The organism is Candidatus Mycosynbacter amalyticus (genome assembly GCF_025273655.1).
Taxonomy (GTDB): Bacteria; Patescibacteriota; Saccharimonadia; order Saccharimonadales; family Saccharimonadaceae; genus Mycosynbacter; species Mycosynbacter amalyticus.
Genome location: NZ_CP045921.1, coordinates 175801 through 201514, shown reverse-complemented (window position 1 = coordinate 201514; position 25714 = coordinate 175801). Strand labels below are relative to the sequence as shown.

The window sequence follows — 25714 nt, the reverse complement described above, 5'->3', positions numbered from 1 at the left end:
TTCGAGTGAACGAACAGATCCGAGCCAAGGAACTGCGCGTTATCGGTGCAGACGGTGAACAGCTAGGTGTAGTATCTCTCGCAGAGGCTCGTCGCCTCGCGGATGAAGCAGGTCTCGACCTAGTAGAAATTTCGCCAAATGCCGATCCACCTGTTGCCAAAATCGTGGACTGGGGTAAATACCAGTACCAGAAGATGAAGGAGCTACAGAAAAATCGCAAAAAAGCGAAAGCCAGCGAGCTTAAGCAGATGCGACTTGGCCTCAAGATCGGCAGTAACGATCTCGAAATCAAGCTGCGTAAGATTCGTAAGTTTCTCGAAGATGGTCACAAAGTGAAAATCATGATTTTCTTTCGTGGTCGCGAGATGGCACACAAAGAACTCGGCTACGATCTCATCAACCAAATCATCACCAAACTCGAAGATGATGCGACTGTCGAACAAAAGCCTCAGATGGCTGGCCGCAATCTGAGCATAACCGTAAGGAGTAAATAATGCCAAAGCTAAAGACGCACAAAGGAACTGCGAAACGCGTGAAGCTTACCGGAACCGGTAAAATCACTCGTGGTCGCGCGTTCGGCGGTCACCTGCTTGCAAAGAAAAGCAAGAGCCGCAAACGTGCCATCAACACGACAGCTGTCGTCACCGGTGGCATGGCCAAAAATGTTAAACGAGCCCTAGGAGTCAAATAATGCGAGTTAAACGAGGTGTTACCGCACGCGCAAAGCACAAAAAAATACTGAAGCAAGCTAAAGGCATGCAACATAACCGCACACGCAGCTTCCGCCTAGCGAAACAAGCTGTCACCCGTGCGCTCCAGTATGCCTACCGCGACCGCCGCAACAAAAAGCGTGATCTCCGTGGTCTTTGGATTACCCGCATCAACGCTGCTGCGCGCCTACAGGGCACAACTTACAGCAAGCTGATGGCTGGCCTCAAGAAGGCAAATATCGAGCTAGACCGCAAAGTTCTCGCCGACCTGGCTGTCCGCGAACCAAAAGCATTCGAAGCTATCGCAAAAGCAGCAAAATAGCCACCACACTACAACCAAAAAACACCCGCCACGTGTCACGGGTGTTTTTTTGGTTGGGCAGCCTGCCTATAAGCCGGGTTCTGTCGAGGACGATCATCTATCTAGCCATGCAGTTGCCTACACAGTCGAGCGGATCTTGTGGACTACAAACGGCGAACAACCTATTGTCTGTAGTTCTCCTTGCAGCGGACAGGGTTTACCTCCACTACATGTCACCATATAGTGCTGCGAGCTCTTACCTCGCTCATTTCACCCTTACCTCTCGGTAATCCACCGAGCTTGCACCTGGCGAACACTCTTTGACGAGGCGGTATCGTTTCTGTGGCACTTTCCCTAGGGTCACCCCCGGTCGCCGTTAGCGACTGTCCCGTTCTATGCTGCCCGGACTTTCCTCTTGCCAGGCTCTCCCCGGCAAGCGATCATCTAGCACACTGCCTAGCCACTAGTATACCGTATTTTCCTCGCTATGTCCTGATGGCTTGGCGTGCATATCGAGAATCCTGTTTACCTCTGCGTCGGCCAGCGTATTAAATTCACGACGCACATGAACAAACCGTACATCTTCGAACTGCGTCAGTAAATCTATCACCCGCTCGTTAATTGGCCATAGCTCCCTATTTTTCACAGTGTAAATACCCTTCATCTGATTCACTACCATCAAACTATCGAGGCGATATTCGAGCCTCTTATAACCCAGCTCAAGCGCACGTTCGAGTCCGAGTAGTAACCCGTGATATTCCGCCTGATAACTTGTGGTAATGCCAAGGAATTGACCACCTTTCTCTATCACATCTCCCGTAGCACTTTCCACGACATATGCTGCTGCTGATATGCCCGGATTGCCTCGCGAGCCACCGTCTGAATACAAAATCATCCTATCTTCCGTTGCAATATTCTCATCTATTTGCAGCTGATGTTCGCCACTCTCATCTGTTACGATTTTTTGTTCACTCAGACCTAGTAGTACTTGTGATGATTCAGTGATTTCTCTATGTTGTATTTTAGATTTACTTTGCCATATCGCCTTATCGTAGTTATCACTCAATGTCACCCGCGCATCCTCTACATTTACTAGATAGACGATAAACACATATTGTAGCTCAGGATCATCTGAGTCTATATAGGTAATCACATCAAACAGCTGCATAGATAGCGGCACAAGACCCGCATCCTTCGCCAAGTAACGACGTAGCGCATCCTCCGGCTGTTCATGATAATCTATCTTACCACCAGGCAGCTCGAACTTACCAAGTATTGACTCGCGCCCATTGGCACGGCGCAGAAGCAATGTCTGATCATGTTTGCGCACAAGTGCACGGACAGCGGTACGTTGTTTCATATATAATGGCCTTCCTTTGCACTAGTATAGCAAATTAAAAACACCCGCTACCGGATGCATAGTGCAGATGATTTGGTCGGGATGACTGGACTCGAACCAGCGGCCTCACCACCCCCAGCGGTGCGCGCTACCAACTGCGCCACATCCCGATATTTTGACGACACAAAAGCCCAGGATCGGCGCTTGATATATCCCCGCATACGTGCAAGGTGGGCGTTCTCAGAGCACCTCCACAGAGGTGCAGAATGTTGAACTCCCTATCAAATGACGTTAGGAAATCATATACGCCGATTCCCTGGACACATCTTATTATACACCTAGAGATACGACAGAATCAAACGCCGTAGACAGCCGCAAAGCCCTGCAAGATAAACTGCATAAGGGCCTGCATAACCTGACCAAGTAACGACCCGGCAAGCAACACAAGTGCAAACACAACCAGTAGTCCAGCTTGTTCGATAGCCTCCATACCGCGCCGCACAAAGTCGGGTGCCAATGCATAGAGCACCCGTGATCCGTCTAGCGGTGGAATCGGCAACATATTAAATACGAAGAAACCAAGGTTAATGAACACAAAATACTGCAGGATTGTACCTACGATACCGCCACCAAGCATCAGCGCATTCACTTGACCATACCCCAGAGCCACCATGAGTCCAAATGATACAAAAGCAATTAGGAGATTAGTCAGTGGTCCAGCCAGCGCTACCAATGCCGCCCCCCATTCGTCGTATCGCACCCTATTCGGATTAAACGGCACTGGCTTAGCCCCGCCAAATATGGGACCGCCTACAATCGCCAGCATGACAGGTAGTAAAATCGTCAAAAAAGGATCGATGTGCTTGATTGGGTTCAGCGTCAGACGCCCCTCATCTTTCGCAGTATCATCACCAAGCCAGTACGCCACAAATCCATGCATTGCCTCATGCACAGTCATAGACACCAGTACTACACCGATAGTAATAGCAATTGTCATCACAATACTTTCCATTCCCTCTATTATACCCCACTCGCACCCCGTCTTGACGTTTTGACCCCTATAGGCTACAATGGTACAGATTGATTAAATAATAAGTGGAAGTAACAGATTATGGCATCACGATGTGACCTCACAGGTAAACGCGCACAGCACGGACACAACGTCAGCTTCTCTTTGCGTCGCACCAAGCGTACTTTCAAGCCAAACCTCCAGAAGAAGACCTTCGTAGTAGACGGCCAGAAAGTTACCATGACCCTGAGCACTCAGGCGATTCGCACACTGAAGAAAAAAGGCGTCCTGCCAAAAAGCGGCAAAGCCGTCCTGGCCTCACCGGTTAAGTAAACACTGGTCAGCATACAAGAAATCCCCCGCCTTCTATAAGCGGGGGATTTTTGTAGTGTGACAGCTAGACTAGCTACGAGCGAGCGTAATCACAGTCAAGGACTGTGGAATAGCACCAGCGGATTTCACTTTGTATTTGCTACCACCTTCTTCGACAGGAGCACCAAGCTCTTTCGTAAATGTATCGAGTGTGTCTTGCGGCACTTCATACGTAAGCGCGCTATCGGCGTAATGCACAGGAATCACAACCTTCGGCTCGATCTGGCGCACAATCGTCGCAGCACTTGTTGCATCAAGCGTGTAGCCACCACCGCCAACAGGCAGTACTAGGATATCTATTACGCCAATTGCCTCAAGTTCGTCTTCGGTCAACTTCGGAGCGATATTGCCCAACAATGCAATATGCACTTCTCCGACACCAATACGGTAAACTGTTGCCAACTTTTCCTGATCTTCGGTGTCGATGTGGCGCTGAGCAGGCACGCCACTAAGCGAGAAATCACCAATTTCGTATTCACCCGGCCCCTCTATCACTAGCTTGGCATCGGGGTTGTTCACTAGAAAACGCACTTCAGTACCAAGTTCGATAGCATCTTTGGTATTAGTGTCCTTGAGCCCTACGAGTGACGTCTTTGGATCTGCCACTACTGTCGTGTTTTTCGTTGACAGTACTACTGTGCTACCACCTTTATATTCTATTTCAAACATCATTCCTCCTAGTTGTTCAGTAATTTATCGGTATCTACTAGCACAGCGTGCTTGCCGTTGATGATCTCTGTTACAAATTTATCACGAACGCTCAAGCGATAATAGAACTCTTCGTACGGCATAGTCGTGTAGTTAAGCTCGCGACCCTCCGCCTTTTCGGCCGCCTTCACAACCGCCTTCACCTTGGCTGGAGGTGTATCACCTATTACCAATATGTCTATGCCGCTCGCCGAGCCGCGCACGAGTACGCCAGCAGTGACGACAAGCCTAACACCTGGCAATTGCTCAAACGCCAGTGTCCATGCCTGGCGCGCAGCTGGTTGTTTGACCGCAGCTGCCTTGGCTTCCACTGGCTCATCGGCGAAGATTGCACGAAGCGGCACATAGTACTCATAGCGTTGGTTCACTTCGTAGTATAGTTTGTTGTCGTCTGTCTGGCTCGTGATAATACCCACGCCCATCATATTTGACAGCTCGCGACGCACCGAGTTAATCTGCTCATCTATCAGTCGGGTGATCTCACGCACATAAAAAGACTTGCCTGGATTATTCAGGAATAGATGCAGGAGCTTTACCCTCGTTTTTGAACCAAATAGCGCGTCAATCATGTTCGTCTCTCTGTGATTTTGTACTTATTCATGATATCACGAAGTAGCCATGCGTGCGAGTATGTCGGACAAATAGTGTTCAGCTTCTTCGAGTGTTTTCCACTGGATATACTTATTACGTCGTAGCCAGGTCAGCTGGCGTTTGGCTAGGCGCCAGTCGAGTGTTACAAATTTCTGTTGCACTTCATGCATCGATAATCCACCCTCAAGATATTGCCTGACAAGTGGATAGACATTTCCCGTCATCGCTTCGTTATTCCAGCCATATTTTTTGCCCAACATTATTGCCTCCTCCACAACACCATCGTCAAACAATTGTTCAGACCTGTGCTCAATTCTTGTTCGAAGCAATTCTCTATTCGTAGTAATTCCTACAATTATTGAATTTGGCAGTGGTTCAGTATTACGCTTATGGTTACTACCTCGCCGCTCAATTGACCGCACCAAGTAGCGTCTATTTTGTGAGTTTTCTGGTAACTCTATGTTGTTTTTATTGCAATAGTTTTGTAATTCATCTACGCTCATGCTGTCCAACAGCTGGCGTAGACCTTCATCAACATCCGCGCCAAACCGATAGTCAAACACTACACCGTCTATGTACAATCCCGTGCCGCCGACCAGGAATGGCACATGGCCACGCGCACGAATTTCCTCTATCTTACTCTCAGCATAGTGCTTGAAATCAGCCGCTGTGAATCGATCGCCAGGCACGACAAGATCGAGCCCCCAATGCGGCACACGCGTACGCTCTGCTGCGGTCGGCTTGGCCGTGCCAATATCCATATCACGGTACACCGTACGACTATCTGCACAGATGATTTCACCGCCGAACCGCCCAGCTAGAGCGATTACCAGCGAGGTCTTACCGCTTGCCGTCGGCCCAGTAATTACAACAAGCGGAGGTTCTGCTCGTTCCAACTCGGTCGCCATCGCCGTTCTCCAAACTCTTTGATATGCCACTGCTCATCGCACTCTATGCCATCTTGGAGCAAAAGTTGACGCTGCACGTCCTGACCGCCAGGAAACCCAATAGCCAAGCCGCCCTGCGCATTCACGAGACGATGCCACGGAAGCTCTGCTGGTCCTGTATGAGCAATCCCGCCCACAATCCGTGCCGCACGCGGACTGCCCGCCATCGCCGCCAAATCGCCATACGTGGTCACCTTCCCTAATGGTAGCTCGGACATAAGTTCATACACCCTGTCTCGTAATTGCTTCTCAGCCTCTAGATCACTCAATTCTCTTCCCTCGTTTTATCTGCATCACCATATGCCTTGCCAATATAGTCCATCACCTCCGACCAATCGGCACACACTACAACACCTTTGGCGCTCCCATCGTGCCAGCCGTACCGGCCAAAAAGAATCGCCGCAATTCCTTCGTCGAGCACTGATTGGCAATGCGCTTCGTTGTCATCTATATGAAGGGTTACGCCCAGCTCTTTGCAGAGCTGCCCTTTTGTTTTTGCACGAGCATCCTTGTGGCTTTCGCAGAAATACAGTTCGATATCATCATGACTGAACTGCTTTTGAAACCATTTCCTTGTTGCCACCTCCCAAGATTTATCACGTGAAGTAATAAACACCACATGAAACCATTGAGCCAGCTGATGTATAGCAACCTCCGCACCAGGCAAAAGTAGAACATGTGACTGATCTGCTGCCATCTCCGCAGAAAGTTCCTTGAAACTTACTCGATCTTGAATACCATGATTCCGCCATACTCGCTCATAATAGCCCCAGTATTCTCCACCCACACCACGATAGTCATCAGCCGTTAATGCCGCACCGACTCGCTGATTGACAAGTATACGCAGCGCCTCTGTACTATCGGCAACCACATCATCTATATCTATAGATATCTTTGGTTTCATCTCAGCCCTATAGACCCTTAAGAAATTCGCCGAGTTCACTTAACGCGACTTTCGTTTCACTCTCTTGAGTACGCACACTCACCTCCCTAGCCTCCTGGTCTTTCGGCCCAACAATCAGTTGAACAGGGACTTTCATGGCCGTCGCTTCGCGAATTTTCTTGCCAAGCGATTCGTTGCGGTCATCTCGCGCAAAGCGAACCTCATTGTATTTGATCGGCTGCATCAGCACTGTTTCCCGAAGTGTCGCCTCAATCTCTTCGACATACTCAAGCACCGTGTCATTGATGGTAAGAATTCTCACCTGCTCCGGCGCCACCCATAGTGGGAACCATCCTGCAGTGTGCTCGATAAACACACTCATAAATCGCTCTATGCTGCCGAGTAACGCGCAGTGAATCATGACCGGCTGCTGCTTAGAGCTGTCTTCAGCGGTATATTCCAGACCAAACCGCTCCGGCTGCACAAAATCGAGCTGCGCTGTAGCCAGCTGATGCTCTCGACCGATAGCATCGGTAGCCATAAAGTCGATTTTTGGCCCGTAGAACGCGGCTTCACCTTCTTCTTCAAAATATTCGAGTTCGTTGGCAATGACGGCGTTTTTGAGCTGTTCCTGCGCAGCGGTCCATAACTCTGGATCACCCAAATATCCATCGCTATCATCACGGTAGCTGAGACGCACGCGCAGCTTCATACCCACTGTCTCATACATCTCGCGCACACTGGCGAGTAATCCATGGATTTCAGCCTCTATCTGATCTTGACGGCAAAACACATGGCTATCGTCTTGCGTCAGTGAGCGCACGCGGTTCAACCCACCCAGCTCACCCGTTTTTTCATCACGGTAGTCGGTCGTCGTCTCGAGGAAGCGCACCGGCATATCCCGGTAGCTTCGTGGCTTGCTTGCGTAAATCTGTGTATGGTGCGGACAGTTCATTGGTTTAAGCGCCATTTCGTCGTCCGTCTCCTGACTTGTCACGAGGAAGAGCTCGTCACCGAACTTAGCCCAGTGACCCGAGGTTTCGTACAACGCTGTCTTCGTAATGTTTGGCGTCCAAACTTTCGTAAACCCATGCGCTTCTCTCAACTGATTGGAATACTGTGCAAGCTTATCGCGAATCACTGTGCCGCGAGGAGTAAACATAGGTAAACCAGCACCCACCAATGGCGACATCGTATACAGGTCAAGCTCCTTGCCAAGCTTGCGGTGATCACGCAGCCTGGCCTGCTCAAGCCGCTCCAGGTGCTCATCTAGCTCATCCTGCATAGCGAATGCCACTCCATATAAACGCTGCATCTGTGCGTTGTCTTCCTTACCACGCCAGTAGGCTCCGGCAATTCGCATCAGTTTGAATGCACCAACCGATGAGGTTTTGTCAACATGTGGTCCGCGACAGAGGTCAACGAAGTCGCCGTTTTTATAGAAACCGACTTCGTCGAGCGCTGCATCGCCATCGGCGATAGTGCCCATTTCATCAGCATCAAGGTCTTTGGCCACTGTCGTGCCGCTGCGTTTCAGGTCGTTCAGCAGCTCTTCTTTGTAGGGCTGCCCGTTCGCACGTGCCCATTCGATCGCCTCATCGATTGGCATAGTAAAATGCTCGAACTCTTGACCTTCGGAAATAATCCGCCGCATCGCTTTCTCAATCTTACCAAAGTTTTGCTCACTAATCTTTTCCTCGCCGAGATCGATGTCGTAGTAGAAGCCGTTCTCCACTACCGGACCCACACCAAACTTAGCCTCTGGCCAAAGTCGCTTCACCGCCGCAGCGGTAATGTGAGCCAAACTGTGTCGCATTGTATGGAGTTGTTCTTCATTCATATCGTTGTACCTCTGTTATGTTGTAAAAAGAAAAACATGCGATTCATAGATTCAATACATTAAATCCATAGTCGCATGTCTCGGGCCCGTTTAAGGGCGGTTCCACCGGACGTTTACTCATGATGCAGCGTTATCGTACGCTCCAGCGTCCCACGAAGCTCGGCGGGCGGTTACTCCGCGTCTTAGCTTACCTTTATACTACCCTATCCACCCCCGTTATTGCAATACTCAGTAAACTCTGGTAAGATTGAACAGTTATGGGCGATTAGCTCAGTTGGCTAGAGCGCGTCATTGACGTTGACGAGGTCGGGGATTCGAGCTCCTCATCGCCCACCATGACATTATCAATGCAAAAACCTGCTCTTTGGCAGGTTTTTGCATACCGACAAAAGTCAGTGCTACTCAGATGCCGCAGTGGCATCAATTGTATCGAGCGGACGAGGCGGCTGACTCGCGTGCAGTGCGGCCAAATAGCCAAACACGCTCGCAGGCGCAATCGTGCTGCCTGGGCCAGGATACGTGTGCCCCATCACACTCGCCGTGTTGTTACCGGCCGCGTAGAGACCCTCGATCACCGAACCGTCTTCGCGCTGGACGCGTGCCCACTCGTTTGTCACGAGACCACCCTTTGTACCAAGGTCACCAGGGTAGATTTTGAGTGCAATGAACGGCCCTTTCTCGATTGCACCAAGGTTTGGGTTTGGTTTGACGAGCGGATTACCGTAGTAACGATCATACGCAGTGCGACCACGCTGAAAATCTTCATCGACACCGTTCTTCGCAAATTCGTTAAACCGCTTGATCGTGGCGTCAAATGTTGCCTGATTCACCTTCATCAGCTTTACCAACTCGTCGAGCGTCTTAGCTTCTACGAGCTCACCCATCGCCGCAAGCTTCTTCTTTGCCCCCGGCACCATAAGTGCCGAATTGAGGAAATGTGTCGTATGGCGATGATCAAAGATAATCCACGATGGTACCGAGGGAACGGTCTTGTCACGCTCCAACATATGATGCCCGAAGTCGATGTAGCTCTCCGACTCGTTGAGCTAGCGATGACCTTGCTGATCGACCACAATACTCCACGGATCAGAGCGCTCGTTCAGGATAAACCCGTGCATATAGGGACTACCATTTGTATTAGCAGTCGTGCCTCCCCACCAGGCATCGTCCATCATACCGAGCGCACCACCAGCCTTAGCGCCGATAGCAATACCTTCACCGTTTTGACCTTCTGGTGCGCTACTCCAACCTGGTACCCCATGATACTTCATACGCCACTCAGTGTTGTGCGCGAATCTACCGGCACCAAGCATGACCCCTTTTGCAGCGTGCACTCGCACCGTCTTACGACCCTTCTTCACTACACCGCCCACGACACGACCATCTTCGATAACGAGATCTGTAAGTGGTGACTTAAGCCACACCGGCGTGTTCTGGCGCTGGACAATCTCCATAAGTGAGCCAGTAAACGCCATGCCGATACCAGCTTTGAGCTGACCTGTCGCATAGCCGCCCAGCATACGAAACACAAACCGCGCACCACGCAGAAAGCCGTCTGGTGTCGACCACGCACGAGTCAGCTGCCACATGTCGTCTGTCATGATAGGCGCCGGAATGCTCGAGCGCTGGGTCTTGCGCCATTTACCCAACCGCCTAGTGTTGTATGGCTTCACCTCAATACCACGACCGATACGTCCACCCGGTAGATCTGGGTAGTAATCCGGATAATCTTTGGCTCGAATCCAGTGCACACCTTCCTCGGTCAACATCTTGACATAATGGTCGATCCCCATCAGAAATGCACGTTTGCGTGTGTCGCTAGTCCACGGACCAACATTGCCAATCGTCTGATCCATATATTCAAACGCTTCGTCAATCGAGTCATGTACGCGTCCGTCTTGCATGAGTGGATTGTTTGGCATCCATAGGCCACCACCAGATACGGCAGTCGTGCCACCCCATTTATCGGTGCTCTCAATCACTAGTGTGTCGAGTCCATTGCGCTTGGCTGTAATCGCCGCACTGAGGCCTGCAGCGCCAGTGCCTACCACCAGGTAGTCTACTTCGTGGTCCCATTTCTTTTTCATGTTTGTGTTTTGTTCTCCTGTGCCACTAGCATAATCCGCTCCGCTTGTTTTGTAAACATATTTCCAGAGCGCTATACTAGAAGTATGACCAAAACAACTCGCGAAGAATTCAACGTCAGCGGTGACGCACTCATTGGCAAAGTAAAAGAGCTGGTCGGCGAAGGTAACGTGCGACGTATCATCATCAAAAACAAAGATGACAAGCAACTCGTCGAGCTACCGCTCACCATTGGTGTCGTTGGTGCCATACTCGCACCTGTACTAGCAGCTGTCGGCGCAATTGCCGCACTTGTTACAGAATGCTCAATCATCGTCGAACGTGAAGTAGACGACACTTCGAGGACACATAAAGACTCAAATCAGCCTCACCCAAAGGAGTAAATTGGCACTCTTGACACTCGAGTGCCAATTTACTATACTGAATATATAGGCGGTGACGCGCTCACCCACCCCCACTACACACCTGCGAGGCGCCGCCTATCCCCCTGCCCCACGTAAGCACCAGCTACCTCGCTGGTGTATTTTCTTGCTCATCCACAAACTACCTATGCTTTTCCACATATACTTTGACTACTTTTTACCTCTATATATTCGTACTGTGATATATTTTTTTACTTTGAGGCTGTTGACAAAATATTACGCTTATGCTATATTGTAATCATGGCTAACACGAAAGTTACAAAACAAACACACAAGCCATCTGTGCTTGCCAACTTCAAACTCGGCTTTGAGTACGATATGACGTGGGCCGAAGTACACAAACAACTCAAAAAATAGTCGCGTTATAGTATAAACGGACTTTTCTCCACCAGATTCCACAATCTGGTGGTTTTTCTATATGGAGGACTTTTCCATATTTATTTGCGAGTTATCCACTAGCATTTTGAATAGCAGTATGACAATATATAGATATGATATGCGTATATTGCTTGAACAAAAAAACTACCATACCCAATTCTCGCCCCCACAAAAAAGCGCCCCAAGTGTGGCGGCGTCGGCAATGTACAAGCTGTGGGCGGGTATTTACTACCTACGAGCGGCCATCCCTCGAAGATGTGGCGCTACTGAGCCACTCTGGAGGCCAGGTACAGTTCTCTCCCGGTAAATTGATAATCAGTATCAATCGTGCACTCCTGAACCTGCCAGACGCCGCCACAACCAGCTACGAGTTCGCCCGCACCATAGAACTGCGTCTGATCACACGCTACGATATCTCCTCCCCCATCACCGTATCGGCTATTGCCGACGAGACCTACCGTACACTGAAGCAGTTTGACGAACTGAGCGCCCTACAGTACGGCGCCCAGCATGGTATTATCGCTTCGATCCGACGCCGCGGGAGGCCTTCCACCACTGCCACCAGTGCTGACGATGTCCCTGCGCACGAGTAATTTCACCGACTGTTGCCTTCTCGGTGACATCAAACTTGTCGAGATAGCGTCCGAAGAGCAGGTGCATTTGTGCATTGAGTGCCGACATAGCACCGTACGCAATCGATGTGACCGGCATGAGAATCCACTGTGCAACCATCAGGAGGGTCCGGTGACGCTTATAGCGAGCTGGGCGCGGTGGTAACATCTTGAGCGAGAAGAATATGGAGATACAGAGACCAATAAGCGCGATCTGCTGCAAACTGCTCACCACCACAGGTAGCTGATGTGCCGGTACACTGCGTGCCGACTCGGGGCTAAAAAGCAATGGAATCCAACCGCCAAACGCCACAAGGATAGAGATACTCGCTAGAGTAACGTGCCCATCGAGTAGCTCATAAAATTTCACCAGCGAGTCACCAAACGGAACTTGGCGCTTACGAGTGAATACTCGCACCGCCACATATGGCACGTCTGACGCACCATAGGCCCAGCGTCGCAGCTGCTTGAACTGCGCGACAAGCGTCTTCTTATAGGTCTCTGACAGTACAGCGTCTTGGTAGATCGGAACGTAAATAGGCGTCACCGCATAGTCGCCCTTGAAATAGAAGTAGCTGCGCCAAAACTGATGGCCGTCTTCCACAATCGAACGCTTACTCCAAAAGCCCATTCCCTGCAGTGCGGTCAGTGGCTGCGAGTGCGAGGCAAAGTTACGCAACTGGTCTGGTCGCATAGATGAGATGATGTTCCAGAAAGAGTTACCGGTCGCAATCACTCGCATGGGTGCCGGTACATCCCAAATATTGTTCAAAAACAACGATACAGGCTGATACGATAAGTGCTGGCGCGCGTCGTGCACGATGTACTCGTATGAGACATAGTCGAAATACGCGGGGTGTGGACGATTGTCACAATCCAGGGTCGTTACGATAACATCGTCAGAGTTGATGCCGTGCTTCTTGAGTTCGCGTGCAGTATATTCACCGGCATACGTGATATTGCCACCTTTACCCACTACCTCGCCAGGCAGGTCTTTTGGGTGTTCAACAGTGAAAAACATGCCGAACTGCGATCCGTAACGCTCTTTGAGAGTTTTAGCCGTTTGTGCAATACCCTCACCACCTCGCGCTTCGTAGGCGAATACAACGATGAGCTGCGTATTATCGATAGTCGTGTCCAGTAGAGACACAATGGTCGGCTCAATTACCTCGATAGATTCGTTATATGCCGCCACAATCACCGCATGATACAGCTGTGACGGCCTAGGGTATGCGTCGGGGTTTGTGGCAAGCGTGCGAAGATTACGGAGGTGTGTTGATTGACCAAATTCACCCGTCTGACGCGCTTCTTCTCTGGGTAGACTCTCCACGGGCTGCTCAAGATCGCCAAGTCGTCGGTGCCAGTCAACTTTCTGCGCGCCAGTAAGATGCTGGTAGCCACGGATCGTGTGCGCTGCGATCACTACAGCTCGCGCCAGCGCCGCCAAGATAATGAGCAGCAAATAGCCGCTTGCAAGCGCAGCATTAAGCCAAGACAGTACAAATAATAGCCCAATAACCGTAATACTGAGTAGCCCAGGAACCATTTCGAAGAATCGATATTTGCGCGTACGTTTACCTAAGGGAAGCTCGAGAGATTGCTGTGCCATAGACTAGAGCGGAAATGCTACATTGACAATATAGGTCAATGTAATAGCAGCAAAGATTACTAGCCCGACCGAAAACCAACCGAAGCCAGTCGCTAATTGCTTGCCTTTAAGTGTGTATAATTTGACGCCTATAGCAGTGTGTAACATGGCGATCATCATGAAGAACAACGGGAAACTAATCGCATACCACCACTGCGAAGCATACAGATTTACTCCACCATATGACGTATAGTGCGTATATACCTGATTATAAGAAGGCTGGACACGCACTCCGAAATAGATCGCAATAATCACACACAGGCTGATCAATAAACCAAACACAATAAGTAGTGTTCGTTCTTTTGCTGCATGGCGCAGTGATGTAGTGATAATATCTCGCATATCTGTTGTCTAGTATATCAAATTTGGAGCCGCTATCCGGATTTGAACCGGAGACCTACGCTTTACGAAAGCGCCGCTCTACCAACTGAGCTATAGCGGCGTAACTCCTGACTTCAACTATTGTACCATACGCCACCCCTTGCACACGGAGGATTTGTCTGCTATCATTATCTGAGTTTGCGCTCGTAGTGAAGGGGTTATCACGCCTCCCTGTCACGGAGGAGATCGCCGGTTCAAATCCGGTCGAGCGCGCCATGAAAATACCGTTACCGTCTGGTGGCGGTTTTTTCATTGAATACAGTTTCAACCACTTTCCAAATCTGTTACACTATACTCACGGGTAACCATAACCAAAAACTAACATATGAAACATTTCTGCAAGCTCGCACTCCCGATATTCGCCGCCTTCGGTGTGTTTCTATACGTAGTCACGACGACACCGGTGCATGCAGTGCAAGGGACGATTTATTTTTCACCTGCCAGTGCCACCTATGCACCAGGGCAAACGTTTACGGTCGAAGTTCGCGCAAGCGTGCCGGCCAACACATCGTTCTGTGGCGGAGCAACTATCAATGTCACTTACCCAACCGGTATTTTGCAAGCAACAGCGGCCAGCAGTTCCGGAGGTGCTCTCGGGGGTAGCGATCCTTCTATTAGTAATGGCACGGTAGCCTACTCGCGCTTCATGTGCCCCAGCCAAGCCGTCAACAATCAGAAGATCTTCACCATTACGTTTCGCGCCCTCACTACTGGAACCCCTACACTGAACTTCACCACAAACACGACTATCAATGACGGACCAACAACTCGGCAACCCGCCACATTCACTATCGCGACACCGACATGTCCAGCAGGTCAGACTGGCACCCCGCCAAACTGCATCACTCCCGCACCAGCGCCAACTACCCCCGCACCTAGCACCCCCGCCAACAACACACCGAGCACTAGTACTCCTGCACCCTCAAGCGCACCAAAAACTACCCCCACAGCCGCCCAAACCCCACAGGCGACATCATCCCCAGCTCCCACGGTTGCAGTGACGCCAAATCCGCCAAGTATCACTGATGACATTGCAGCAGCAGCATACGATACCGCTGAAATCACATGGCACACTCAAGACGCCGCGACGACAAGCATACGCTATGGCGTCAGTGTAGACGCACTCGAACTTACCAGTGACGTTACCAGCGATAGCGAGGTGCACTCAGCAACGTTGAAAAATTTGCAACTTGGTAATATCTACTTCTATGAAATTGATGCAAAAAACGCATCGGATGTCAGTGTGACAAAAACTGGCAGCTTCACCACCAAAGCGTATCCTGTAATTCTACGAATCACGCAGGGTACAACCCCCGTCGCCGACGCTCACATCTCACTAAAAGGTAAAGACGGCAGCTACACAACAACCCGCAAAGGTGAGGTAGCTCTCACGCTAATGCCAGGAAACTACACAATGCAGCTCAAGACAGGAGCGCTCACCACCTCGCAGTCGTTTGTAGTCAAAAAGATTGATTTTACTGCAGGCGCAACACCAGATGCCCAAATTATTACTGTCAAACTTACTACTACTCCTACATCACCGACCACAGATAGCCAGCCGGCATGGCCTATCATCATCCTCGTACTCACTAGCCTCATCGTCACTGCAGGTGTTGCGGTGCTACTGCTCTGGAGACGGCACCGCGCCACGCAAGCCGCTGCCGGCTATGAGTCAGTTCTCGAGCATGACTATACCACTTATACCCAGCCGACAGCAGTAGCGCCACTAACGGATACGTCCATCCAACAAATCGAACAGTCGTTCGCGTCACCAGGAACGCCAGAAACAATGACCTACCAGCCTCCTCAGTCCTACGCTGCACCGACATATACTTCACAATCCGAATCGTACCTCGACCCAGCAGCAATACCCATGGCCCCAACAGAGGCAATAGAAGAACCTCTTGATATGTGGAGCACTCCTGCCTCTGTACCCCAGGAGATGGATCAAAACAGCTATACGGCAGCCCCGATAACAACAGCCGCCGCCCCACCTATCGTGGAGCCAATCACTCCAGATCCGGCGAATGTCTCGCAACCCCCTGACATATCGCCACAAAACACACCGGGAGCTCTATATCAAGACATCGTAGCACCAAGTACCGAGCAGCTGACCCCAGACACTGATACTGAGGATAGTTATGAATACAACGAAGATAATAGCATGACAATTCATCACGCCAGATAGATACTACTTATTTAGCGTGCTGATAGCGCTCAGCGACAGCTTGCCAGTCGACAACATCCCACCACGCCTTGATATAATCGGCGCGAACGTTTCGATAGTCTAGGTAGTAGGCGTGCTCCCAAACATCGAGACCAAGGATCGGTGCCTCGCCTCCAGACATAATCGGCGAGTCTTGATTAGGCAAGGCTGCTAGACTCAGATCTGGCTGCAACCACACCCAGCCACTGCCAAACAGCCCTGCCGCCTGCGCACTGAAATTATCCACAAACGCCTGAAAGCTACCATATTTCTCGGTAATCGCCGCGCCGAGATCGCCAGTCGGCTCACCGCCGCCAGAGGGGCTCATGAACTGCCAGAACAGTGAATGATTATAGTGTCCGCCACCGTTGTTGCGCACTGCTGTTCGCACGTCCTCTGGCACGCTCTCTAAGTCACTCAGAAGCCTCTCAAGCGAATCAGGCACACTCTTGCCCTCGAGTGCCGTATTGAGCTTGTCTACGTACGTCTGATGGTGCTTGCTGTGATGGAGCTGCATGATGTCTGCACTAATGCTGCGAGACAGTGCGTCATACTCATATCCAAGCGTTGGTAATGTGTAGGCCATAATTTCCCTCCTTTATTTGGTTTGGATTTGCGGCTTCGCATCTGGTACAGCGATATAATATGTCACCTTACCAGACTGCTTAAGATTATCAATCTGCTGTTTGAATTCTTTAAGTGGCACCTTGATGAGCTGATAATTGATCTCTTCCTGGTTGTTAGCCTCGAGCAGGCGCACAAAATAATAACCATCGCCGCTGAGTGGTTTGATCGGACCAGCCATCTCGCCTTTTTGCAATTTGGCAGCGGCAGCAGCAAGCCCCCCGTCTTTGTTGTCTTTCTTCACCCAACCAGAGGTCAATGTCTGCACTCCTGTCGGCGAACCCCGGTAATTTGCCGCGATTTCGTCGAAGCTTTTGCCAGGATCTTTGTCGAGAATCGCCTTAATATCATCGGTCGTGCTTTTTGCAGTGTTGTCTACCTTATAGGCGACAGCCTGCCGCAAGAGACTCTCTCGTAAGTAGTAGCGATTTTCCGAAGGCGAAAGACCGTACAACTGCTCAACTGAACGATTAATCACTTCTTGACTAATCTCCGACTGTCCCGAGGATGTCTGTATGAGTGCCCTGATAGCGTCGTTGACCTGCTGATCCGTGACGGTAATACCATTTTCTTTGGCGAGCTTCTGCGCGTAGGTATCGATCACGGCGTTTTGCATCGCCTGAGCCTTGTAGTAGTCATAGACACTCTTGCTGCCCGCGCCGCCCGCATACTGGGCCTCACTTGCTTTCTCGGCAGTATCAAGATACGTCTCCGACATCTTGTAATTCAAGAGATAGTCGCCGTATTTGACAGACTCACCGTCTACCTGCGCGACAGGCAGTGGCACAACGCGCGTAATACGGTAATAGAAGCTATCAGTAGTCTGAGACTTGTACAGTTGCCACCATGAGACCGCGAGAAACAGCACCAGCACCACTGTACCAATAGCAATTGCTGTCCATACCAAGCGGTGTTTGGTATATTGTACTGGGTATTTAAACCGGCGACCACCCGCCAAGATACGCTCACGATGCTCAGCGACCGTTTCGTTGGTGATCCGACTCGGCTTCTCGCTCTGCTTTGAGCGCTTCAGTTTCGACGTAAGTTTCTTCATTTACTCCTCGTTCTGCCTCCTCGACTGCGTCTTGAAGGAGGTTGTATATCTTCTCCGGGTGCTCCACGTTTCGTATCGTCAAATCCCCCACATAGGTCTGGATGACGATTGTACCGAAGCCGAAAAGCTCCCCGCTCATTCCTGGTATATTATAGCTTATGTTGTGGATTTTGGACAGTTTGAGCTCTACGACATCACTACCGAAGAAGCCGTGTTGCGTTACTTGGCGAATACGCTGATCCGTCACTATAAACACCGTGAAATACCACATGATGTACTGGTACGCGAAAAGGATAAGCCCGAGCACAAACCCACCCAGTGGCAACAGGAATAACTCAAGCTGCGTCTGCCAGATCAGCGGTGGAATACACGTGATCACTAGCGGTATCAGCAGCATATAGAAGCCTTTGCGCATGGCAATCATATGACGACGAAACACGAGAATCAGCTCTTCGCCGTCGCGTTGGCCAGGAAAAGCCTTGGTGGGATCATTTTTGTGTTTGCGAGGCATGATTTGATTATACTACAGCTGCAAAACTCAAGACGAGCGCACATCTAAACACTCCGTAGATCTTGAACAGTATCGAGAATACGTATGGTATCTTTTGAGTTATACCACGAGAGGAGCCGAAACGCTGCTCGCGACATTGGCACTTCTGACAGATGAGCCCACCCATACAGTATATGTTCCCAAGGCGCTTCTCCACTCTCCGGGTTCACGCCGACAGTCGGCCGATCATCGAACAATGCTACGCCGTCGTATTTCCACTTGTCCTTGTCAAATCGAGCATCGTCTAAAATAGAAGGCCCAAATTCTGGCACCATATCGCGCTCAAGTGCCGCCCGCTTACCTTCAATAGACATCGAGTTGCTACTTACAGGAGCAGATAAGATTCTTGGATCATAACCCGCATCAATCATAGCTTGCCACGACTCCTTTACCCCCTCGATAAGATGCAGGCCATGGAAAAAGTCTGGTGCATTATATATATCTTGAATAGTAGTACGTAGCTCTTGAGAATAATCATCAACGATATGGAAGTTTGCACGCTCGACATGCAGCTCTGCAGGGATATGTGTAAGTATAGCCGCATCAAAATCATATATAGTATTATCCATGTCCACCCATACTATCGGTCGCTCTTTAGTCATGTAGGTCTCCTCTTTTTGCTGATCGTAGTATACCTAGCACGGTTCGGCAGTGGATGGCCTAAAAAGGTCTGCTTTAGTGTGGTACCCCGGGCAGGAGTCGAACCTGCAACCTTATCCTTAGGACGGATCTGCTCTATCCAGTTGAGCTACCGAGGCGTGTCGCTCCGCGTATGAGACAAACCTATGGTTTTTCTCCATCGCGCCGTGCACTGGTGAAGCCAGCTGTTCGGGCTGCTCTTTCCCTATGCAAGCAGCAAACTATTCTGATTATACCAAAAGCGACCCCTGATAGCGAGGTCGCTTTTGATACAGCCCAGCCCTGTCGCCTAGCGTGTGAACTTCTCGTGCAGCGCTTCGTAGTCGTACAGTTCAGAATCGGCAAACCAGTGATTGATTTCTTGCTCGGCCTCGGCAGGATCACCGGAGGCATGGATGAGGTTTGGAATACCCTTCTTCTTGTTGTCGGCATAGGCATAGCTCATATGGCTGAAGTCACCACGGATTGTACCAGGTGCAGATGATTTCGGCTCAGTACCACCAACCATTTTGCGGACAAGAGCAACAGCTTCAACACCTTCGAGCACCATGGCAATCACCGGGCCCTCTCCCATCATCTGGAGCGTGATATCGAAGATATGGTCGCCTGCACGCGTTTTGAGCTTGCCAATCTCTTCGTAGTGAGTGAAGTAATGATCACTACCTGGCGCCAGCATTTTGGTGCCAACAATACGCAGCCCTACACGTTCGAAGCGCGTGAGAATTTCGCCTATGAGGCCGCGCTGTAGGGCATCGGGCTTAAATACAATCAGAGTTTGTTCGAGTTCGGTCTTGGCCATGTAAGCTCCTTTGTTAACTGTCTACTCTTAGTATATCATCCTGCCACCTCTAGTGTCATGGGGTATAATAGTACTCATGGAAGCGGTAGATACTTATTTCTCGTCACTCATGTACGATTTCGTCGAGTCGCTCGAAGTCGAGGGTGGCCGTAGTAGCAAAACCGCCGAAAACTATACGCACTACCTCGAGCGCTTCTCTGAGTTTGCCGATAATCCACCTGTGGACACAATAACATCCGACATGATTCGGAAATATCGCCTGTGGCTCAATCGCTATAAAAACGACCACGAAGAGGCGCTGTCACTCAAAACCCAGAGCTATCACTTGATTGCCCTGCGTGGCTTCTTACAGTACCTCGCCAAACGTGACATCGAGTCACTGTCACCCAACAAGATTGAATTACCCAAGACTGTACGCAAACAAGTTACTTTCCTACATTTCGACGAGATCGAACGACTGCGCGCTCAGGTCGACGCGAGTGATGAGGCGGGACTACGAGATCGCGCTATTTTAGAACTCCTCTTTTCGAGTGGACTGCGCGTATCTGAGCTCTGTAATCTCAATCGTGATCATATCAATACTACTCGGCGCGAATTCATGGTACGCGGCAAAGGACAAAAAGACCGTCCAGTATTTATCAGCAATGCAGCAGCCGAACACGTGGAGCAGTATCTTGATGCCCGCACCGACAGCCTGACCCCGCTCTTCATCAGCTATAGTCGTAACGCGGGCGCAGTCGATACTTCCGGGGACTATCGGCGACTAACACCTCGCAGTGTGCAGCGTATGATATCCCAATATGCCCGCCTAGCCGGTATTACCAAACATGTCAGCCCGCATACCATGCGTCATAGCTTTGCCACCGACCTGCTCATGAATGGCGCCGATATTCGCAGCGTCCAGACTATGCTAGGCCACGCAGATATCAGCACCACACAGGTATATACTCATGTCACCGACGAACATCTACGCGAAATACACGAGAAGTTTCATAGCGACTAAAATAACCGGCTATATAGCCGGTTATTTTATGCTCCAACCTGTAGCTACGGGCGAGTAATGTCCGCACATGTCGATGGCGCATCGCTGTGATAATCGTCAGGATCATCCGTGACAACGAAGTTCTTGCAGATATCACCATTGGTACCGACAGCCGCTCGCGGATACGGCGCTTCACTTGCATCAGCCGACTCGACACGTGAAACGAGACGACGGAATACGTCGTTGGCACGACCCGTCACGTCGATCTCTGGTTGTACGTTTTTGAACTGGACGGTATTGGTACCATTGAGGATTCGCACTTCGAAGCTCGTGTCACGATACACCGAAGCAAGTGTCAGGTAGTGGAAGCGTGACGTGTCCATACCACTTGGGATGCGGACAAACGTTGTACACATATACCCCTGCGCTACGTCTGCACAATGTGCTTCGTAGGGATAATTGTAGATTTTTGCATCAAGACCAGCTTGATTAGCGCTTGTTAGTGGGCGATGCAAATCTGCGTTGTCGAGATTGATTGCACCGGCCGGTGTATTACTGAGACCCGTGCTACCGGAGTACAAGAATACTGCGCGCGCTTTATCGTCAAGATCATTAAGATTGACCGACCCAGGCTGATACTGCATCATGCCGACACGAAGCACTGCCCCGCGGCGATCATTGCGCCAGTCGGCTTTGGTAGGCAGCCGCAAATAATCAGCACGCTGTGCGGCCGGCACATCCGCATAATCAGCTAAAGGCGAGAACTGCGGATTACCGTTTTCCAGATTCATGTCATCACGCTTGAGCCAACTAATCTGAATCGTATCAAATGCAGCACCGTCGGTCTTGAGTGGCACGAGACGAATATCTCCCTCACTGCGCGTTTTGCCAACATAGGTATCGGTATTTGGGGTGATTTTGACACAAGTATACGCCTGCTGGAGTGCACTCGCGTTGTCATTTGTCTCAGTCTGCTGCACCTTGCGCTCCGACAGATCACTTGAAGAGCCGAGTGCGGCGTTGACTGTGTTGCACTGATTGCGATCTAAAGCCGCCCGAATACTCGCACAAGAACCAGTATTCAGCCCTCGCTCCTGACAGTCAGAATACTGCGCCAGGACACGTTTGGCATCTTCGGTTCCCGCGTTTGCAGAATCGAGTGCACTTTGGGCCAAGTCATTGTCAGTTGACTGTTGCTGATCCGAGAGCATAAGTATTGTAAATCCAACCGTCACCGCGACGAACAACAGCGCCGTAAAGATCACCACGAACAGCGATACTGCGCCCGTTTGTGTCTGTCGTCTCTGTTGATGTCTCATGTATCCCCCTTGTGCTTCTATCATACCACGTTAGTTTCCAATTCTACCTGTTCGTGCCACAAAATCAATTTTGTTGACCGCACAGTATTCACCCTCGTTCTCGGTAGCCTCTACTGGTGGTTTACAAAGCTCGTTCGACGCAATCAGGCCATTCTGAGTATTTTCGTCGCCGTTTTGGGTTCCAAGTGTCATTTTGACGTAATAGAACGTCGACACAGCAGTAATATCATCAGTTCGCTCTTCTGTGGTCGGCTTCAGAGGCGTCTCAATTGAGAAATCGTACAATACTAGTTCGTTATTTCCCGTGCCAAATACATTCGAATATTCACTTTCATCGCCCAAGGCGCGATCGTGAGTTGTGGTAGTTAATTGATCACCTGCTGGCAAACGGCAGAGCTCCTTGGCGGCATCTCGTTTTTTCATGAAGCGAACAGGCACCTGCTTTGTGCTGCCATCGGTGCTGGTGCGTGTAACAAACTGAATAGGATAGCCTGTGGCCGGTGCACTACTGTTGCCTGGCCGGTGATATGTCGTGACCGAACTTGTGAAGTTGTAAGGTGCATCCCGCACTGCACGAATAGCACCACCAGTGTTCCATACATACGAATACACGCCCGTACAGAGGCGACCGCCGGCATCGTTACTATAATAATCCACCTGGCTATTGTTACCCCCCGGATTGACAGCTTCTTGTAGTGTCGTGGCATAGGTCGGCACGTTGTTTTTGACGTACTGCAAACGAAACGCGTCTGCACCAGATATACTCTGCTGCATATCGCGCACAACCACGCGAGATACCTCGTTAACCTCTTTAAGCGTGAGGCCTTTGTTATAGAGGCCCATGATCTGAATGATGATAAGGGCAATCAGCACAAGCAGCGAACCTACAAATGCAATACCCAGCATCAACTCAATAAGAGTAAAACCACGTTGCGTCTTATGTGCGTGGGACATACAACCTCACTATCGTACCTAGTTTCATCACTCCGCCACCAGCACCAGGAGAATCCCAGCAGGCGCGAATATGGAAATCATAATAATCAGTCAACGTCAGCGCTGCATCGCTAGTGTCGTTGCGAGAAGAAACAGGCTGCACCCAAAGCATATTTGAAAGTGCCGACCCACCACTAGTACCAGTCTGGATTTGCGCAAACGTCGAAACATCCGCGATACGATCTCTCGTCTGTACTCGACCCGTCGTAGGATCAAGGAAGAAGGCATTGCCCGGCAAATTATCAGGACGACACTGGTCAAAAGAATTGATACCGCCATCACCCGAATATGGCTGTGCTTCCGCCGAAGCATTTGCCACTGCCTTATCCCACTCTACTGACTCGGCCGTCGTATTGCGCCCTAGTGAGGTAAGCTTGGCGTTATTGAGATGTCGTAGCAGCTCGGCCTGCGTATCGATCTGGTTACGTACCAAGTTGATCTCCAGAGCATTTTGTGCCGATGATATACCTTGATTCATAATTATGATTGTACCGACGACTATGGCGCTAAAAATCGAAACCGCAAACAACACCTCAATCAACGTATCACCGCGCTGACGGACTAGCATGCCGCGCCCCCGCCTTCGTTTGCCGGGTTATTGAGGCGCGTCTCAACATCACCGGGCCCTGTTGCTGCCTTATGGATAATCACTGCCATACGCTGTGCGGGGTCGAGTGCACCAGAAAGATCCGCCACACAGAACTTCACATCTGTCAGGTTGGCGCTTGTAAGTCTGTCGCTGAGGTTTGCGTAGTTGATCGCACCAGGGTTTGTAGCGAGTACATTATATGTCTGCACAGTACCATCTATGGGTGAGCGCAAAATAAGCAGCGCCATATCCACCTGATTGTCACTACTCGGTCTCACAGCAGCAAGACCCCATTCCATCTCCTGATTTTGTACAAGGTCACTGTTACCATCGTAACGTGCCACTTGGTAGCGCTGCGCAAACGTACTAGAGCTCGTATTGGCAGCTGCGGCACCGCTCTGCTGATTATCATACACACGCGCAGGATTGTATGCAGCATTTGGCTTGGCAACCACAGGAGAGACACGAATAGTTGAAGCATTAGTTCCAGGGATAATCTGCACCAGTCTTCCTACATAGAGACAGTCGGAAGTGCCGCGGCGTACCACAGCCGAATCATTACCCTCAAGTACTTGGCAAGGGTCAATATTTGCCGAATCCCCCACCGCACTGTCGTTTGTCAGGCTGTACACCTTGGCATACTGCGCGCTGATAATACTTCTTGTCGCCTCAACGCCATCTCTGTAGTGCTGGTCATTGAGAGAGTTGGCCGCATTCACCAAAATGCCCGCGATCAATAGTCCCGTAATTGCCAGAAAAAGCATCAACTCGATAATCGTGAAGCCGGATGAAAATTTGCTGCCCATTTGTGTTTGATTATAGCATAAGCGCAAAGTATTAGAACAAAATCGTACCGAAGTAGAAATCAAGTATGCGCTGTCCGCACAAAAACGTCACAATGAACGCTAGGATAAGAAATGGCCCGAACGGCACGCGAGTAGTACGCGTCAGCTTCTTCGTTAGCATACCGGGTAACAGCACCAAGCACCCTATAAGATTCGCAAGGAAGATGAGCAGGATACCCGATTCCCAGCTAGGCAGCATTAATGCAAATGGCACCAGAAGCTTCACGTCACCGAGCCCTATCCAGGCGCCCCGAGATACGATGTAGAGTAGTCCGTAAAACCCTGGAAGCGCTACAAGCGTCAGGCCCAATCCAATCAGGGACTGCGTCAGCAATAGCGAAGACTGGCCTGCTAGCTTTAGCGCCACAAATAAAATCGCGACCACCAGGAGAAATATAGTCACCTTATCGAGTAGCAAAAACCAGCGCGCATCATACATCCAGTGAATTGCTAATGCAGTTAGGATTAGGAGCCATAGCACGAAGAAGACAATACCCTGATCAGTACTAAAACCGTACGGCCACAGTACGTACGACAGACCAAACGCTACACCAAGTAGCACCTCTGCCAAAATCTCCATACTACCAATAGGACGCTTGCAGTGGCGGCATTTACCCCCCTGGATTACCCAACTTATAACCGGCAGCAGCTCATACCATCTCAGCTGGTGGCCACAGTGCAAGCATACCGATCTATCGGTCGTGACAGATCGCTTATGACGTGTTAGCTTTTCCACTTCCAGAGTATCGGTACGAGCAATCTTTTCACCCCTCGCTGCATCTGCCGCCAGCTGCGCCGCCCTCAAGCGCCACACTGTCGCTGCAGCAAAGCTACCCAGCGCCGCACCAAATATACATAAACCTATTACAATCAGAGCTTCAATCATAAG

At 50.3% G+C, this 25714-nt stretch carries 28 protein-coding genes, 5 tRNA genes, 1 other RNA gene and 1 pseudogene; 10 read left to right on the top strand and 25 right to left on the bottom strand.

Annotated features, from left to right (window positions below; genetic code table 11):
* Positions 1 to 5 precede the first annotated feature (5 nt).
* From infC to rplT, 3 genes are read left to right on the top strand one after another with little or no spacing between them, the layout of a single operon-like run.
* Complete coding sequence (gene infC / locus GII36_RS01120) at positions 6 to 494, top strand: translation initiation factor IF-3 (RefSeq protein WP_260763798.1); 489 nt, start codon at positions 6 to 8, stop codon at positions 492 to 494.
* Entirely contained in the window at positions 494 to 691 is a 198-nt protein-coding gene (gene rpmI, locus GII36_RS01115) for a 50S ribosomal protein L35 (protein WP_260763796.1), read from the top strand. Before infC ends, rpmI begins: the two co-directional genes overlap by 1 nt.
* On the top strand, positions 688 to 1032 hold the full coding sequence (gene rplT / locus GII36_RS01110; RefSeq protein WP_260764358.1) for a 50S ribosomal protein L20: 345 nt from the start codon (positions 688 to 690) through the stop codon (positions 1030 to 1032). Before rpmI ends, rplT begins: the two co-directional genes overlap by 4 nt.
* A 53-nt stretch (positions 1033 to 1085) precedes the next feature.
* Here the strand turns inward: rplT and rnpB are convergent.
* The 4 genes from rnpB to GII36_RS01090 all read right to left on the bottom strand — a co-directional run bounded on the left by rnpB (position 1086) and on the right by GII36_RS01090 (position 3362).
* Positions 1086 to 1467: RNase P RNA component class A (gene rnpB / locus GII36_RS01105), an RNA gene on the bottom strand.
* Positions 1468 to 1474: 7 nt separating this feature from the next.
* Complete coding sequence (locus GII36_RS01100) at positions 1475 to 2371, bottom strand: reverse transcriptase-like protein (RefSeq protein ID WP_260763794.1); 897 nt, start codon at positions 2369 to 2371, stop codon at positions 1475 to 1477.
* 73 nt (positions 2372 to 2444) lie between these two features.
* A tRNA-Pro gene (locus GII36_RS01095) sits at positions 2445 to 2520 on the bottom strand.
* A gap of 185 nt (positions 2521 to 2705) precedes the next feature.
* A complete protein-coding gene (locus tag GII36_RS01090; RefSeq protein WP_260763792.1) occupies positions 2706 to 3362 on the bottom strand; it encodes a site-2 protease family protein in 657 nt (218 codons plus the stop codon).
* 99 nt (positions 3363 to 3461) lie between these two features.
* Between GII36_RS01090 and rpmB the strand changes: the two genes are divergently transcribed.
* Positions 3462 to 3692: a 50S ribosomal protein L28 gene (rpmB, locus tag GII36_RS01085; protein WP_260763791.1), complete on the top strand. Its 231-nt coding sequence runs from the start codon at positions 3462 to 3464 to the stop codon at positions 3690 to 3692.
* Positions 3693 to 3761: 69 nt separating this feature from the next.
* On the opposite strand, the gene GII36_RS01080 is transcribed toward rpmB, so the two are convergent.
* From GII36_RS01080 to thrS, 6 genes are read right to left on the bottom strand one after another with little or no spacing between them, the layout of a single operon-like run.
* Positions 3762 to 4403 carry an MBL fold metallo-hydrolase gene (locus GII36_RS01080; RefSeq protein WP_260763790.1) on the bottom strand — a complete coding sequence of 214 codons (642 nt, stop codon included), beginning with the start codon at positions 4401 to 4403 and terminating at the stop codon, positions 3762 to 3764.
* Between the two features lie 5 nt (positions 4404 to 4408).
* On the bottom strand, positions 4409 to 5008 hold the full coding sequence (locus GII36_RS01075; RefSeq protein ID WP_260763789.1) for a helix-turn-helix domain-containing protein: 600 nt from the start codon (positions 5006 to 5008) through the stop codon (positions 4409 to 4411).
* Positions 5009 to 5044: 36 nt separating this feature from the next.
* Positions 5045 to 5938, bottom strand: a complete 894-nt coding sequence (locus GII36_RS01070; protein ID WP_260763788.1) for a tRNA (adenosine(37)-N6)-dimethylallyltransferase — start codon at positions 5936 to 5938, stop codon at positions 5045 to 5047.
* A complete protein-coding gene (locus GII36_RS01065) occupies positions 5896 to 6207 on the bottom strand; it encodes an MGMT family protein (protein WP_313900713.1) in 312 nt (103 codons plus the stop codon). The genes GII36_RS01070 and GII36_RS01065 overlap by 43 nt, the downstream gene beginning before the upstream one ends.
* 35 nt (positions 6208 to 6242) lie before the next feature.
* On the bottom strand, positions 6243 to 6881 hold the full coding sequence (locus GII36_RS01060) for a hypothetical protein (RefSeq protein ID WP_260763785.1): 639 nt from the start codon (positions 6879 to 6881) through the stop codon (positions 6243 to 6245).
* Between the two features lie 7 nt (positions 6882 to 6888).
* A complete protein-coding gene (gene thrS, locus GII36_RS01055) occupies positions 6889 to 8700 on the bottom strand; it encodes a threonine--tRNA ligase (RefSeq protein ID WP_260763782.1) in 1812 nt (603 codons plus the stop codon).
* Positions 8701 to 8959: 259 nt separating this feature from the next.
* Between thrS and GII36_RS01050 the strand changes: the two genes are divergently transcribed.
* Positions 8960 to 9036 (top strand) — tRNA-Val (locus GII36_RS01050).
* A gap of 62 nt (positions 9037 to 9098) precedes the next feature.
* On the opposite strand, the pseudogene GII36_RS01045 reads toward GII36_RS01050, so the two are convergent.
* Positions 9099 to 10787, bottom strand: a pseudogene (locus GII36_RS01045) (FAD-dependent oxidoreductase).
* An 84-nt stretch (positions 10788 to 10871) separates the two neighbouring features.
* Here GII36_RS01045 and GII36_RS01040 point away from each other — a divergent pair.
* Together GII36_RS01040 and GII36_RS01035 are read left to right on the top strand one after the other, a co-directional pair.
* Positions 10872 to 11168: a DUF4342 domain-containing protein gene (locus GII36_RS01040; RefSeq protein WP_260763781.1), complete on the top strand. Its 297-nt coding sequence runs from the start codon at positions 10872 to 10874 to the stop codon at positions 11166 to 11168.
* 530 nt (positions 11169 to 11698) lie between these two features.
* The gene (locus tag GII36_RS01035; protein ID WP_446680080.1) at positions 11699 to 12178 is read left to right on the top strand and encodes an NrdR family transcriptional regulator; all 480 of its coding nucleotides are present in this window, start codon (positions 11699 to 11701) and stop codon (positions 12176 to 12178) included.
* Here the strand turns inward: GII36_RS01035 and GII36_RS01030 are convergent.
* From GII36_RS01030 to GII36_RS01020, 3 genes are all read right to left on the bottom strand, one after another.
* Positions 12102 to 13805, bottom strand: coding sequence for a glycosyltransferase family 2 protein (locus GII36_RS01030; RefSeq protein WP_260763778.1), 1704 nt, complete (start codon positions 13803 to 13805; stop codon positions 12102 to 12104). The two genes, GII36_RS01035 and GII36_RS01030, sit on opposite strands and share 77 nt — an antisense overlap.
* A gap of 3 nt (positions 13806 to 13808) precedes the next feature.
* Positions 13809 to 14186 carry a hypothetical protein gene (locus GII36_RS01025; protein ID WP_260763775.1) on the bottom strand — a complete coding sequence of 126 codons (378 nt, stop codon included), beginning with the start codon at positions 14184 to 14186 and terminating at the stop codon, positions 13809 to 13811.
* 24 nt (positions 14187 to 14210) lie between these two features.
* A tRNA-Thr gene (locus GII36_RS01020) sits at positions 14211 to 14286 on the bottom strand.
* Positions 14287 to 14365: 79 nt separating this feature from the next.
* Here GII36_RS01020 and GII36_RS01015 point away from each other — a divergent pair.
* Both GII36_RS01015 and GII36_RS01010 read left to right on the top strand, forming a co-directional pair.
* Positions 14366 to 14441: transfer RNA gene (locus GII36_RS01015), tRNA-Asp, on the top strand.
* Between the two features lie 109 nt (positions 14442 to 14550).
* Positions 14551 to 16413, top strand: a complete 1863-nt coding sequence (locus GII36_RS01010; RefSeq protein WP_260763774.1) for a fibronectin type III domain-containing protein — start codon at positions 14551 to 14553, stop codon at positions 16411 to 16413.
* Positions 16414 to 16420: 7 nt separating this feature from the next.
* Here GII36_RS01010 and GII36_RS01005 read toward each other — a convergent pair whose 3' ends face one another.
* The 6 genes from GII36_RS01005 to GII36_RS00980 form a co-directional block, all read right to left on the bottom strand.
* Positions 16421 to 17017, bottom strand: a complete 597-nt coding sequence (locus GII36_RS01005) for a superoxide dismutase (RefSeq protein ID WP_260763772.1) — start codon at positions 17015 to 17017, stop codon at positions 16421 to 16423.
* 12 nt (positions 17018 to 17029) lie between these two features.
* A complete protein-coding gene (locus GII36_RS01000) occupies positions 17030 to 18109 on the bottom strand; it encodes a SurA N-terminal domain-containing protein (protein WP_260763771.1) in 1080 nt (359 codons plus the stop codon).
* On the bottom strand, positions 18030 to 18620 hold the full coding sequence (locus GII36_RS00995) for a PH domain-containing protein (protein WP_260763768.1): 591 nt from the start codon (positions 18618 to 18620) through the stop codon (positions 18030 to 18032). Before GII36_RS00995 ends, GII36_RS01000 begins: the two co-directional genes overlap by 80 nt.
* Before the next feature lie 44 nt (positions 18621 to 18664).
* Positions 18665 to 19228, bottom strand: coding sequence for an HAD family hydrolase (locus GII36_RS00990; RefSeq protein WP_260763767.1), 564 nt, complete (start codon positions 19226 to 19228; stop codon positions 18665 to 18667).
* A 112-nt stretch (positions 19229 to 19340) separates the two neighbouring features.
* A tRNA-Arg gene (locus tag GII36_RS00985) sits at positions 19341 to 19417 on the bottom strand.
* Between the two features lie 170 nt (positions 19418 to 19587).
* The gene (locus GII36_RS00980; protein WP_260763765.1) at positions 19588 to 20097 is read right to left on the bottom strand and encodes a nucleoside-diphosphate kinase; all 510 of its coding nucleotides are present in this window, start codon (positions 20095 to 20097) and stop codon (positions 19588 to 19590) included.
* A gap of 76 nt (positions 20098 to 20173) precedes the next feature.
* On the opposite strand from GII36_RS00980, the gene xerA reads away from it, so the two are divergent.
* On the top strand, positions 20174 to 21100 hold the full coding sequence (gene xerA, locus GII36_RS00975; protein WP_260763763.1) for a site-specific tyrosine recombinase/integron integrase: 927 nt from the start codon (positions 20174 to 20176) through the stop codon (positions 21098 to 21100).
* Between the two features lie 44 nt (positions 21101 to 21144).
* Here the strand turns inward: xerA and GII36_RS00970 are convergent, their stop codons facing one another.
* The 5 genes from GII36_RS00970 to GII36_RS00950 are packed head-to-tail and all read right to left on the bottom strand — an operon-like array spanning position 21145 to position 25711.
* Positions 21145 to 22398, bottom strand: coding sequence for a hypothetical protein (locus GII36_RS00970; RefSeq protein WP_260763761.1), 1254 nt, complete (start codon positions 22396 to 22398; stop codon positions 21145 to 21147).
* Positions 22399 to 22428: 30 nt separating this feature from the next.
* Positions 22429 to 23352 (bottom strand): pilus assembly FimT family protein, encoded by a 924-nt coding sequence (locus GII36_RS00965; protein ID WP_260763759.1) that lies wholly within the window; start codon positions 23350 to 23352, stop codon positions 22429 to 22431.
* Positions 23336 to 23959 carry a type IV pilus modification PilV family protein gene (locus tag GII36_RS00960; protein ID WP_260763756.1) on the bottom strand — a complete coding sequence of 208 codons (624 nt, stop codon included), beginning with the start codon at positions 23957 to 23959 and terminating at the stop codon, positions 23336 to 23338. Before GII36_RS00960 ends, GII36_RS00965 begins: the two co-directional genes overlap by 17 nt.
* Positions 23953 to 24786, bottom strand: coding sequence for a type II secretion system protein (locus GII36_RS00955; protein WP_260763754.1), 834 nt, complete (start codon positions 24784 to 24786; stop codon positions 23953 to 23955). The genes GII36_RS00960 and GII36_RS00955 overlap by 7 nt, the downstream gene beginning before the upstream one ends.
* A gap of 31 nt (positions 24787 to 24817) precedes the next feature.
* Positions 24818 to 25711, bottom strand: coding sequence for a prepilin peptidase (locus GII36_RS00950; protein WP_260763752.1), 894 nt, complete (start codon positions 25709 to 25711; stop codon positions 24818 to 24820).
* Positions 25712 to 25714: the final 3 nt, after the last annotated feature.